Source organism: Pseudoalteromonas sp. GABNS16E, from assembly GCF_028598715.1.
Taxonomy (GTDB): domain Bacteria; phylum Pseudomonadota; class Gammaproteobacteria; order Enterobacterales; family Alteromonadaceae; genus Pseudoalteromonas; species Pseudoalteromonas atlantica.
Map to the genome: position 1 here is coordinate 1 of NZ_JAQREZ010000043.1, position 13840 is coordinate 13840.

General features: G+C 42.3%; 7 protein-coding genes. All 7 read left to right on the forward strand.

Annotation, left to right across the window (positions count from 1 at the left end; translation table 11 throughout):
* Nucleotides 1-136 precede the first annotated feature (136 nt).
* The 7 genes from PSI06_RS15645 to PSI06_RS15675 all read left to right on the forward strand — a co-directional run bounded on the left by PSI06_RS15645 (nt 137) and on the right by PSI06_RS15675 (nt 13825).
* Entirely contained in the window at nt 137-1264 is a 1128-nt protein-coding gene (locus tag PSI06_RS15645) for an alkaline phosphatase family protein (RefSeq protein WP_273604239.1), read from the forward strand.
* Entirely contained in the window at nt 1261-2328 is a 1068-nt protein-coding gene (locus PSI06_RS15650) for an alkaline phosphatase D family protein (RefSeq protein ID WP_273604238.1), read from the forward strand. Before PSI06_RS15645 ends, PSI06_RS15650 begins: the two co-directional genes overlap by 4 nt.
* A gap of 160 nt (nt 2329-2488) precedes the next feature.
* Nucleotides 2489-5791, forward strand: a complete 3303-nt coding sequence (recC, locus tag PSI06_RS15655; RefSeq protein WP_273604237.1) for an exodeoxyribonuclease V subunit gamma — start codon at nt 2489-2491, stop codon at nt 5789-5791.
* Nucleotides 5778-9341: an exodeoxyribonuclease V subunit beta gene (gene recB / locus PSI06_RS15660; protein ID WP_273605041.1), complete on the forward strand. Its 3564-nt coding sequence runs from the start codon at nt 5778-5780 to the stop codon at nt 9339-9341. Before recC ends, recB begins: the two co-directional genes overlap by 14 nt.
* Entirely contained in the window at nt 9338-11299 is a 1962-nt protein-coding gene (recD, locus tag PSI06_RS15665; protein WP_273604235.1) for an exodeoxyribonuclease V subunit alpha, read from the forward strand. The genes recB and recD overlap by 4 nt, the downstream gene beginning before the upstream one ends.
* A gap of 309 nt (nt 11300-11608) precedes the next feature.
* The gene (locus PSI06_RS15670) at nt 11609-12670 is read left to right on the forward strand and encodes a hypothetical protein (RefSeq protein ID WP_248442586.1); all 1062 of its coding nucleotides are present in this window, start codon (nt 11609-11611) and stop codon (nt 12668-12670) included.
* Nucleotides 12671-12757: 87 nt separating this feature from the next.
* Nucleotides 12758-13825, forward strand: a complete 1068-nt coding sequence (locus PSI06_RS15675; RefSeq protein ID WP_273604234.1) for a hypothetical protein — start codon at nt 12758-12760, stop codon at nt 13823-13825.
* Nucleotides 13826-13840: the final 15 nt, after the last annotated feature.

A 13840-nucleotide genomic window follows, 5' to 3' on the forward strand; every position in this document is an offset into this window, starting at 1 on the left:
TATACAATGAAATGCGACCGCACTTAAGTTTGGATATGAAAACACCAAATCAAGTGCATAAAAAAGACCTGGCGCTTTCGCACCAAGTCTTTCATTAAAACCGTCAACCTATTTCAGGACGGGACACACAGTTATTATGAACTCAATTATAAAAGCCACGGTATTTAGCATCATTGTATTAATCAGCAATACCGCAAGCGCAGCGCAAAATGTAGTGCTAGTGACCCTTGATGGTGTGCGCTGGCAAGAGGTGTTTAGCGGGGCAGATAAAAACCTCATTAATAATGCCGATTTTGTTAAAAACCCAACGCAATTAAATAAGCAATTTTGGGCGCCTACCGCCAATAAGCGCCAGCAATTACTCATGCCATTTTTAACTCAGCATGTGGCTAAAAAGGGCGTAATTGTAGGTGATAGAGCAAAGGGCTCTAATATGTCGGTGAGCAACCCTTGGTATTTTTCATACCCTGGGTATAACGAAATTCTCACCGGCGAAGTAGATGAAAAAATTAATAGTAACAATAAAGTATTAAACGCGAATAAAACCATTTTAGAGCGCCTAGATGAGCGTGCAGACTTTAAAGGTAAAACCGCTTTGTTTGGGAGCTGGGATGTATTTCCTTACATTGTGAATACCCAGCGTAGTAACGTGTATGTGAATGCGGGTTTTATGCCCATAGAAAACGATTTATTTGCCGATGCTAAGCTTTTAAACGTATTGCAAAATGAAATTCCAAGCCCATGGGAAAACGTACGCTTAGACAGTTTTACTTACCGATTTGCCAAAGCGTATATGCAGGCAAAAACGCCGCGCTTGTTAGTTATTAGCTTGGGTGAAACCGACGACTTTGCGCACGATGGCCATTACGACCAGTATTTAAAATCTGCAAGGCAAAGCGATGCGTTTATAAAAGACTTATGGAGCACAATTCAAACTACACCGGGCTATAAAAACAATACAACGCTTATTGTTACCACCGACCACGGCCGCGGAAGCAGTGCAAGTGACTGGCAACATCATAGCTCTAAACGTGCGTTGGCTGAGCTGCATTTAGCGGGTAATAAATTTCCTGAGGGCATTGTCGGCTCTGAGCATATTTGGCTTGCTGCCATTGGCCCAACAATAAAAGGGCACGGCTTAATTAAAACACAAAATGAGCTTAAACAGGCGCAGGTTGCAGCCACTGTTTTAAGCGCATTGGGTATAAACCCTAAACACCTAAATTCAAACATGGCACCGCCAATAAGTGAGATTTTAAAATGAAGCAGTTAGTAAAACCTATTACACACGCCGTATTAGCATTAGCATTAGGGTTAGCGTTTAGCGCAAATACTATGGCAGCCCCTTCAAAAATTTTATTTGGCTCGTGTGGGCATCAAGATAAAGACATCCCAATATTTGACACCATTAATAAAGAGCAGGGCGATTTATTTATATTTTTAGGTGACAATATTTACGGCGACACCAACGATATGACGGTACTTGCCAATAAATACCAAAAATTAGGTGCAAAACCAGGCTTTAAAACGCTAAAAGCGAATACGCCAATCATTGCGATGTGGGACGATCACGACTTTGGTCAAAACGATATTGGTAAAGACTACCCACATAAAGAGCAGTCTCGCCAAATTATGCTCGATTTTTGGGGGGAGCCTAAAAGCTCACCCAGACGCACCCGCACGGACGGCATTTACACGTCGTATATGTATGGTGAAGATAAGCAAACCGTACACGTAATAATGCCCGATTTACGCTGGAACCGTGATGCACTTAACCACGTAAGCGAGCTTGAATATTACACTAAGCGTAAGCTTAATAACCAAGGCCCGTATAGCCCAACAGAAGTAAAAGGCGCCTCTATGCTAGGTGAGGCGCAGTGGCAATCGCTTGAGCAAGAGCTTAAAAAGCCTGCGGCTATAAAGCTAATTGCCTCAAGCTTGCAGTTATTACCCGATTTTACAGGGTGGGAGTCGTGGGCTAATTTCCCAGAGGATCGTAACCGTTTATTTGCGTTAATTAAAAAGCATCAAGTGAATGGGGTTATTATTATCAGTGGTGATACGCACTGGGGCGAAATATCAAAGTATCAACAAAACCTTGATTACCCTTTAATAGAAATGACCAGCTCAGGCCTCACTGAAAAGTGGAAAGACGTAAGCCCAAATAAACACCGTGTAGGTGATTACACCCACAATGTTAATTACGGCGATTTAAGCATAGATTGGCAACAAGCAGATCCAGCCATCTCACTTAAGCTTAAAGGGATAGATGGTAAAGTGATTATGCAAAGCGCATTTAGCTTATCAAGCATTAGCCCTTATAAATAAAATGGCCTGACAAATAAAACGCACAGTGATTAAAATTAACGCTGTGCGTTTAAACTCCCTGCTAACTCGCTGATTTATTAGTGCCAATTTGCTGATTGCGCTACCCCTATAAATGAAAATATCTTAAACTGGTTTTACTTCAAGTAAGGACTCCAGTTGTATGCTCAATATTATTCAATCAAACCGTATGGAAGCGCTGCAGGCTCAGTTTAATCAGCTATTAAAAGTAAACCCGTTGCAAAGCCCATTCGATAAAGAAGTGGTATTAGTGCAGTCGCCGGGTATGTCGCAGTGGCTTAAAATTGGTTTAAGCGAAAACCTAGGGTTAGCCGCGCAGGTCGATTTTCCGCTGCCATCGAGCTTTATATGGCAGTTATATCAGCAGTTACTGCCCAATGTACCTAAAGAGTCGGCATTTAATAAGCCTAACCTTGCTTGGAAATTATTTGCAATACTGCCCAGCTGTATTGATGAACCGCTTTATTTGCCCTTAAAAACCTATTTAGAGGGCGACCTAGACGGGCAAAAAACTTTTGCCCTGTGTGAAAAAATTGCCGATGTGTACGACCAATATTTAATGTACCGCCCGCATTGGATTGCCACATGGGATAGCGGCAAAGACGAACTTGACGATGTTGATGTAAGCATTGCTCCGTGGCAAAGCGATTTATGGCGAAAGCTGGTGGCGCACAGTAAAGCGCTTGGACAAAGCCAATTTCATCGTGCCAATATGCAAGGGCAGCTACTCGCCGCCCTTGAGAATATGGATAATAGCTTACTACCTAAGCGCATTAGTTTATTTGGTATATCGGCGATTGCGAGCTCGCAGCTTGAGGTGTTTGAAGCCCTGAGCAAAAAAACAGAGGTGTTTTTATTCTTTTTTAATCCTAGCGAGCATTATTGGGGCGATGTGGTTGATGAAAAAACAGCAGCCAAAATAAATGCCAAATACGCCAAAATGCCGCTTTTAGAAGCGCAGCAAAAAAAACAAACTAACCCTGATGAAGAATACTACTTTATAGGTAACCCGCTTTTATCGTCATGGGGAAAACTAGGGCGCGACTACTTTGAGCAACTCGTACAACTTGATGCGCGTTGGATTGATGGCTTTATAGATGCGTTTGACGATAGCTTACTGGGTCAAATTCAAAGCGAGATTTACCAACTGGCATTTAAAGGTGAGTCGCTTACCGATAACAAGCAATGGTTTATAAATGATGAGGGCAAATTGCCCATTAGCGACAGCGACACCAGCATTACCCTAAGCGATTGCCACACACCGCTTAGAGAGGTTGAGCGCCTGCACGATTACTTACTTACTTTGTTTAATCAAAACCCGTCGCTTACTCCTAAAGACATTATTGTAATGATGCCTGATGTAGGTACGTACAGCCCGTATATTGAAGCGGTATTTGGCGGCGCGCAAAACACCAGTCGCTTTATTCCTTATGCATTGGCCGATTTAGCCATAGAGCAAGAAAAACCAGTGCTGAGCTCGTTTGCCAGCTTAGCCAATTTGCCGTTTTCGCGTTTTGGTGTTTCGGATATTCTTGATTTACTGCAAGTAACACAAATTGCCGAAAAATTTGCGCTAGAGGCGCACGAGTACGAACAAATTCAATATTGGCTTGAGCGTGTAGGGGTTAAATGGGGTATAAATGCTGAGCACAAAAGTAGCTTTGATTTACCCGCAATAGATTTAAATACCTGGCAGCATGGTTTAAACCGTTTACTGCTAGGCATAGCCCAGCGCGATGAGCAATGCCCGTTTAACGGCATTTACAGTGCCGATGAAGTAGAGGGCATGGCGCTTGATACCCTTAATAAACTGGTGCATTTTATTGATGTACTGCAGCGCTTTAAAGATGAGCTAACCCCTGATGATACCCTTAGCAATAAAGCGGATATTTTATCTGAGCTAATAAATGCTATTTATTACAATGAAGGCGAAGACAGCTGGGATTTACTGGTACTGCAAAATGTTTTAGAGGAGCTTAAAAAGCACCACGATAATGGCGATTACGATAAACATGTATCGCAACGAATTGTAAGCTACCTGATAAAACAAGGCATTCAAGAAAAAGGCGTAGGGCAGCGCTTTTTAGTGGGGCAAGTTAACTTTTGTACACTAATGCCTATGCGCGCCGTGCCGTTTAAAGTGGTGTGTATGCTTGGCTTAAACGATGCCGATTACCCACGTACGGTGCAGCCAATAGGGTTTGACTTAGTGCCGTATTCTAAAAAACAAAAAGGTGACCGTTCACGTAAATTAGATGACCGTTACTTATTTTTAGAAGCCCTGCTTAGTGCCCGCGAAAATTTATACATAAGTTACATTGGCCGCTCGTGTTTTGAAAATCAACCACGTATGCCCTCAACCTTAGTAAGCGAGCTTTTAGAGTACATAGGCCGCAGCTTTACGTTAGCAAATAACAGCGAAAAAACGCTGCCTGAGTGTTTAATTAATCAACAGCACTTACAGCCTTTTAATAGTGCGTATTACACAGCAGACACTGAAGCGGATGAACAGCTGAGTAATCACAGTTTTAATCCTATTTGGCTGCCAAGCGAGCGTATAGACGCGCAGCCGCTAACAGCCATTGATGTAACAGCGCCCGCGCAATTAGAGCTTGATGTATTTATTCGCAGTGTGTGCAACGCACAAGAGAGCTTTTACCAGCAAACATTAGGTTTACGCCTACCTGAATTTAACGAAGTAGCAAAAGATGAAGAGCCTTTTAGCCTAGATGCGCTGCGCCGCTACTTTTACTTAGACGAAATACTGCAAGCCAATATTAATGAGCAACCTTTAAGTACAGAGCAAATATTGCAACGGGGGGAGCTGCCACAAGCCAATGTGGGCAATTTAGTGTATGAGAGCATGGCGCACAGAGTAGATGCACTAGCCGGGCAAGTAAAAGAGCATATTAAAAGCGGCAAAACCGACCCGCTTGAGGTGTCTTTGCGAATAGAAAACACCACCATTGAGGGCTGGCTTAATCATATTTACCTTCAAAAACAAGTGTTTTACCGAAGTGCCAGTATAAAGGCCAAAGATTTAATTAAAGGCTTTATATATCATCTTGTTGCACAAAGTATGGAACAAAATGTTGAAACCCTATTACTGGGGCTTGATAAGCAAATTAGCTTTGCACCGCTGAGTAAAAATGAGGCCGATGCCTTACTCAGTGATTGGTTTTCGTTATACCAAGCCTTGCGCAAAGAGCCTGTGGCATTTTATCCGGTAAGTGGCTATGAATACGTTAAAAGTGGGGGCGATATTGGTAAAGCCATTAGTAAGTTTAACCCACAATACATAGGGCGCGGCGAGGGCGAAAACCCGTATATTCGTTTAACGGTGCAATCGCTCAATGACTGCCAAGAAGAATTTATTAAGTGGAGCGAAAAATTACTCTCCCCATTACATGCACATGCAAAGGAGAGTGACCATGCAAGCGCTTAACCCGCTAACAATGCCGTTAAAAGGGCAAAGTTTAATAGAAGCCAGTGCGGGTACAGGTAAAACCTACACCATTACCGGGCTTTATTTACGTTATTTATTAGGCTTGCAAATACCAGGGGAGATAAACACCCCGTTAAGCGTTGAGCAAATATTGGTGGTGACATTTACCGATGCTGCAACGCAAGAAATTAAAGACCGCGTACGCAGCCGTATTATTGCTGCGCGCGATGCATTACTTGGCCAAAACCCAAATGATGAATTAATAGAAGGTGTAATAGCCGCAGTAGATGATAAACACCGCGCCTTTGATTTACTCGATGCCGCCGCTAAATCTATGGACGAAGCCGCTATATTTACCATTCATGGTTTTTGCCAACGCATGTTAAAGCAGCATGCGTTTGAATCGGGCGTTGCCTTTAACCTTGAATTTATTTTAGATGAGCGCGACATACTGCTCGACACAATTAAGGATTTTTGGCGCGCCTTTGTATACCCACTTAATAAAGAACGCACTGATGCTATTTTAGAGGTGTTTGCAGCCCCTGAATCGCTATTTAGCCAAGTTAGTAGTGTGCTAAATAAAGCCAATGCGAACATAGTGCCGCAAATAAACTTAGATGACGTATTTAAAGCTCGCGATGAGTACATTGCTAAAGTACCCGCTTTTAAAAAAGCAGTGCTGGAGCAAGAGTTTATAGCTGCAATAAAGGGCTCGGGTTTAAGTGGCTCTAAAACATCTGGGCGAAAAGGCAGTTTAACGGCCCTTGAAGGATTTTGTTTAGGTGATGAGTTATTTTTTGAATTTGGCACCAATAAATACTCGTTTGAGGTGTGGAGCAGCGAAAACTTAAGTGATGCCAGTAATTATAAAAAAAATCAGCCATTATTTAGCCACCCTCTGCTTAGCCTGTTTGATGAGCTTAGTGCACTTAATACTAAAATTAATCAGGGCCTTAAAATTGCTGTTGTACAAACCGCAGCTCGGTGGGTTAAACAGGCAATTGTAAAACGCAAGCAAGAGCAAAGTGTGATCACCCCAGATGATTTACTGACTAATTTACACAGTGCTTTAAATGCCGAGCAGGGCGAGGCTTTATCGCAAAAAATAGCGCAGCTATTTCCTGTTGCCATGATTGATGAGTTTCAAGATACCGATCCGATTCAGTACGGCATTTTTAGCAAAATATACGGCCAAGAAAAAACGACACTTGCCATGATAGGCGACCCAAAACAGGCTATTTATGGCTTTAGGGGCGCTGATATTTTTACCTATATTGGCGCAAAAGAGTCGGTAGAGCCTGAGCAGCAATTTACTTTAGGTACTAATTTTCGCTCAAGCACCGATATAGTCAGCAGTGTGAACAGTTTGTTTTCTAAACATGCCAATAGCTTTATTTATAACGATGCCATACCGTTTAACGCAGTAGCAGCAAAAGGCAAAAAAGCCGATGAAACATTTACAATAGATGGCAAACCTGCCACCGCGTTTGAATTTAATGTATTTGTAGATGAAGCTGCAGATGAAAAAAACAAACCCACCAGCAAAGGCGTTGGGCAAGGGCATTTGGCCAGCTATTTTGCCAATAAAATAGTGACATTGCTTGAGCAAGCCGAGCAAGGGCGAGCGTGCATTGGTAAGCATAAGGTGACCGCTGCCGATATTTGTATATTGGTGCGCGACCGTGTAGAAGCGCAAATAATGAAAAAAGCACTGAGCAATGCCAATATTGCTAGCGTGTATTTATCGCGCGACAGTGTTTTTAGCCAAGAGCTTAGCCACCATTTACTTAACTTTTTAACGGCATTGCATGGGCAATACAACGAGTCATTACTGCGCGGCGTATTAGCTGGGCCGTTATTTTGTTTAAGCTACAACGAAATTTACGCCCTTGCTGATGATGAAAATAAATGGCAAGAGCACTTAAACTTTTTTGCTCAACTTAGCCATATTTGGAACAAGCAAGGCGCAATGGCGATGCTTGAGCGTTTGCTAAGTCATAATCAGCTGAGCGCTAAGTGGCAAGGCCTTGGCTATAATGTTGAGCGCTGGTTAACCGACTTTAGACACTTAGGTGAAATACTGCAGCAAAAGCAAATAGAGCTAGAAGGCACTTTGCGTTTACTACGTTGGTTTGCACAAAAGGTTAGCCAGCAAGATGGCGAAACCGTGCAAGTACGCCTAGAGAGTGACGCCAACTTAGTTAAAATTGTGACTATGCATGCCTCAAAAGGGCTCGAGTATCCGCTGGTATTTATGCCTTTTGCCAGTGGCTATCGCGAAACTAAAGAAGCGCTTTATCATCACAACGGCCAGCTAGTTTACGATTTAAGTAAAAACGAAGACGCCTTAGCACAAGCCGAGCAAGAACGCTTAGCTGAAGACTTACGCTTACTTTATGTTGCCCTTACCCGCGCGGTACATTTTTGTGCACTTGGGGTGTATAACATAGGGCAAGGGCAAAGTAGCCGTTTGGCTATACAAAGTAGTGCATTAGGGCATGTGTTATTTGCAGGGCTTGAGCTTACAAGTAGCCAAACGTGGCGTACCCACTTAAGTGAATTTTGCGACGCTCACACCGAAATGCACTATCAGCAATTTACGGCTGAGAAATTGGCCGAACAAGGCCAATTAACACTCAATAGCGCAGTGCAGCAAAGCCAAGCGTTAAGAGTTAATACGGTTACAGCCAACATAGAGCGAGATTGGCGAGCAACCAGCTTTAGCGCGCTGAGCTTTAAAAAGCACACCGATCATATTGAGCCTGGGCGCAGCGATGAAGATCATGAAAAAGATGAATTTGCTAACAGCCAAGATGAAATACCATCGCCTTACAGTTTTCCCAAGGGGGCGAAGCCTGGAAGCTGTTTGCATGAAATATTTGAGCAAATAGACTTTACCAGTGCGCAAGTACACCCTACAAATCCAGAGCAAAATTTAGCAGAGGTGGTAAAACATGCGCTGGATAAATACCATATTAGCGAAAGCTGGCAACACGTGACCGAGCAATGGGTGCTTGATTCGTTAACCTGCCCCTTAAACAATGAGGGGTTAAGCTTAAGCCAATTAGCCCCGACAGACTGCCTAGTCGAAATGGAATTTAATTTACCTTTAGATAGTTTAAGCGCGCCCAAATTAAACGAAATACTGGTTAAGCATTTTGGTTTAACCCAAAGCAAACTCGAGTTTGCTCATGTAAAAGGCTTGTTAAAGGGATTTATAGATTTAATTTTTTGCTATCAAGGGAAGTATTATATTTTAGATTATAAGTCTAATTACTTAGGCAATACGCCCGCTGACTATGAAAGCGACCTGCTTGAGCAAGCCATGAATAGCCATCAGTATCATTTACAGTATTTAATTTATAGCGTTGCGCTGCACCGATTACTCAAACAACGCATTAGTGATTATGCAATAGAAACCCACTTAGGCGGGGTTTATTATACGTTTTTACGCGCCATGCCGGCGGGTAAAGGGGTGTATTTTAATAAGCTTAGCACAGAGCAAATCACTATATTAGATGGCTTATTTAGCCAAGGAGCCATGTTATGAGTGACTACCCTATGCAGCAAAGCTTGTTTGATGAGCCGCCAGCACCTGCCCAACCGTTAAATACGGTGGAGCTGCTTGACTACTTATTAGATGAAAAACGCATAAGAATGGTAGATGTAAAGCTTGCCTTAATGCTGTGCGACAACCAGCAAAACGACGTGTTTTATATAGTGTTATTGCTGTGTTTAGCACAGCAAAGCCAGCATAGCTGTTTAACATTAAAAGAAGTCGACTGGCAAAACCCGTTTAATTTACGCCAAAGCGACTTTACTAAAACCGAGGGCAATGTACCAAATATTACATCGCCTTTTAACGAAGCCTTTAACTACCTCGATGCGCTTAGCTGTTTAAGTGCCCATAACAGTGTAGGCGAGGCCAAACCCTTACAGTTATTTAACGAGCGGCTTTATTTTGCGCGCCTAGCTGATTATGAGCACACCTTAGCTACGCGTTTGCTTGCGATGAGTGAGCGCCATTTAAATATAAATACCCAGTTACTCAGCCAATTATTAAATGACTACTTTGTTGATAATTCAGCGCTTGCGATTGATTGGCAAAAAGTAGCTTGTGCTATTGCAGCAACAAAAGGCTTTAGCGTTATTACGGGCGGGCCAGGGACTGGTAAAACCACCACCGTGACTAAGCTATTAGCTATTTTACAGTCGCTTTATAAAAGTGCACCTTTAAGCATAAAGCTGGTGGCGCCTACAGGTAAAGCGGCAGCCCGTTTAAGTGAATCAATTTTAGGTGCAAAAGAGCAACTTAAAATTATTCCTGAGGATATAAAGGCCTTAATTCCCGATAGCGCGCAAACTATTCACCGGCTTTTAGGGGTTAAACCCTTTACTAATAAATTTAAGCATAACAGCACCAACCCGCTGCATTTAGATGTACTTATTATTGATGAAGCCAGTATGGTTGACTTATCACTCATGGCTAAATTAATAGAAGCACTGCCTGCGCATGCGCGTTTAATATTGCTTGGCGATAAAGACCAACTTGCCTCGGTAGATACCGGCAGTGTAATGAGTGATTTATGCCAAGGGTTAGCATTGGGTGAAACGCCTAATTACTCGCAAGCACGATGTGATGAGCTTAATGCTTTATGTTTTAAAGGAGAGGCTAAATTAGCGTCGCCTGGACATAGCGAATTTAAACTAGCCGATTGCATTGCATTTTTACAACACAGCTACCGGTTTGACGCACAAAGTGGCATTGGTCAGCTTGCACTGGCGGTTAATACTAACCATAACGGTATTTTAAAATACGTAGAGCAACAAAGCACACAAGGCCAATTTAACGATGTTATTTTAGATTATGACTTTGTTGCAAAACCCATAGAAAAATTAATAAACAGTGCTGCTAAGCATTACGCTCATTATTTAAATTTAATTGCACAAGGGGCAAGTGTTGCAGATGTTCACGCGGCGTTTTCTCAATATCAATTATTAGCGGCCGTTCGTGAGGGTGATTACGGCGTAAATAGCTTAAACAGCCGCATTGAGCGCGCACTTGTGCAGCAAGGGTTAATATCGGTAAGCCCAAACCAGCGCCATTACAGTGGTATGCCCATTATGGTGAGCCAAAACGATTATCAACTTAAGTTGTTTAATGGGGATATTGGTATTTTAATGCCCGATGAAAGCGGGCAGTTAAAAGCATTATTTATTGATGAGCAAAACACGGTACGGGCGTTTTCACCTGCGCGCCTGCCTGCTCACGATAAAGTGTATGTAATGACCATACATAAATCGCAGGGCTCGGAGTTTAGTTATACTGCTATGGTTTTACCGCCGCTTAAACATGCCAGTATGGGCGTAAATAGGCAGCTGGTGTACACAGGCATAACACGTGCTAAAAACACCTTTGAGCTGGTGGCCGATAAAAAAGTACTGCAATTGGCCATGAGCAAAAGTGTATCAAGAGCCTCAGGATTGTATGAGCGTTTAAAATACTAATACCTGTTTATATTTAAAGGTTGGACTAATTACTAAAAACCTAACGTATTTTTATGCGTTAGGTTTTTTAGCTTTAGTACTGCCGACTACTAGGTGTGTGTAAATAATACTAAATATTGCAATTATTTAAATTTAAGTAATTGAATATACAGTCAATATAGATTTAGCCGAATTTAAATGATAATAAATTGTTGCATTTTTGAGCGTCGTTCCTAATACTGGTCAATGCATGTGCGCCTGCACATGTGTAAATGAATACCTTAAGTACATAGGCATAAAAATAAAACACTGAACACATTAAGGATTTATATGAACAACTCTAAACGAACACACACACTTAAATATCTACTTTTTGCCAGCGCTGCGTTTTTAATGAGCTTTTCTGCACTGAGTAAAGATCACAAAATTATACTGATCCACGGCTTACAGGTATCGCAAATAACCAATAAGTCGGGCAGCGATGTAATAAACGACGGTGAAACCTATTGGCAAACCTATTGGAATAACCGTGCTGATGAACGTATTGATTGGCCAGCCTATGAGCGCATTGAAGGTAAAATTGCGACCGATTGGGTATGGCCTAAATTAAAGCAAATATCGCGTTCTAACTTATGTGCTGATGGCTGTGTGCTAGTAACGCATTCAACAGGCGATTTAGTTGCTCGCCATATTATTGATAACCAAGCTAATTGGCTTGAAAATGCAGGCCTTACGCCACTTAATATTGTGGCGACCTTTGATTTAGCGGGAGCAGGGGGCGGCAGCGAGCTTGCCGATATTGCTGTAAGTGCTTTAACTGGCGCAGCATGGAACTTTGCAGTGGATGCTGCACTCAAATGGTGGTTAGGCAGCGATGTGACAGAAGCGGTGGGCGTATTACACGACTTAAAAGTAAATAACGCACGCAAAATTTCGCCGTTTCCAGATGCGCGTACGCCGCGTTTACGTTTTGTAGCCGATGGTAATGAGTACCTAGGTCTAACGGGCGGGTTTTTAAAAGGTAATGATGATTCGGTGGTGGCATCGCATTCATCGTGTGGAGCAAGCGCGGCTAAATCGTTTGGTAGTTGTAGTAGCAGTATTGATACTAACGGCCAGTTAAAATCACAAGGCGATGCCGTTAATAGCTTTATGCCGCACCATTATCCAATGATGATGAGCGACAGTTACAGCCACAACGAGATCCATAATGCGCAGCGCAAAGGGAATGTCACAATTGCCATGAACAATATAAATGTAGATGGTCAAAATGTCGGCTTTAACACATTTGATAAAACAACGGGTACTTGGTTTTGGAAAAAACACTATCGCTATATTAAGGATTCAAACACGCAAAGCGCCTCGGCACTTATTTATAACGTGATCCCTTAATAAGTACCTAAATTTTATAAACGCGTTAGGTATTAAACGCTAGAGCGTGTAGTTATTTGCTGCACGCTTTTAAAGGATTGATGCAACATGAAAAAGTTTTACATTGGTGCCGCTGTAGTCAGTATTGCGATGTTTTTACTGTGGTTTACAAATAAAAATGAAGTTAAAACGCTTGAGCCTCCCGCTGCGCTGGTAATAAAAAACAAGACAGATCCAGCAAGCCCAGATAAAAACACCGTAATAACCATTGATGTGCCAAAACAAAAACAGGCAAAAAGCCCACCCAAAATACATTATGATCAGCACTTGGCCAGTGCTGCTGAGCATGTGGGAATGCAATACCAAAGCGCACTAAAATACCCGCCTTATTCGCAGCCCTTAAGCACACTTGATGAAGACCGTTTAAAGCCCAATCAGTTTTACCCAGTTACAAGCCCCATTGACGATGCGGGTAATGCCCTCGTTGTTAGTTTAGATAAATATCGGTTTGTATACCCGCAAGAAATAACCGTTCATATTGCTGCGCAAAACCTAGCAGAGGTAAATGTAGCGCTAAGCAATACCGATACCAAAGCGTCAATCAGTTCAAAAACCACCACAGCTCAGCAGGGTGAAGCCACAGTAAGCTTTAAAGCCAGTGAAGACTACCCGCGAAATTTACAGTTATTTGTAGAGGCAAATGTTGCAGGTAAAAAGGTGCCTGCAGTTGCGCAAATACAGTATATGCCACCCAGTGCGACGCTTATTGATTTTGATAATGCCTATGCACAAAACGAAAACATGATAGCCACAGCCCATTTAAAAGTGCTTAAAAGTGGCTTATATAGAATTAGAGCTAATTTATACAGTGATACGGCCCCACTTGCACATTTGGTGACTAAAAAGAAACTTTCACAAGGTAGTCAAACGGTGGATTTAAAGGCGCATTGGTCGGTATTACCACAAGGGGTGGCTAACATGCGTTTAAGTGACTTTGTGATAGAGCGCATGTCGCCAAGCCCAGGTGAGCGTAATAGTTTTGGTAGCAGTGAGATTACTGAGTTTGAAATTACAGATTTTGCCTACGATAGTTTGCAACAGTTGCCTTATCAAGCAAACGAGCAAGAACGAATGAGTTTAGAATTTTTAAAAGGGTTAGCTGATAAAGGCGCTTAGCAGGATTAATGAGTA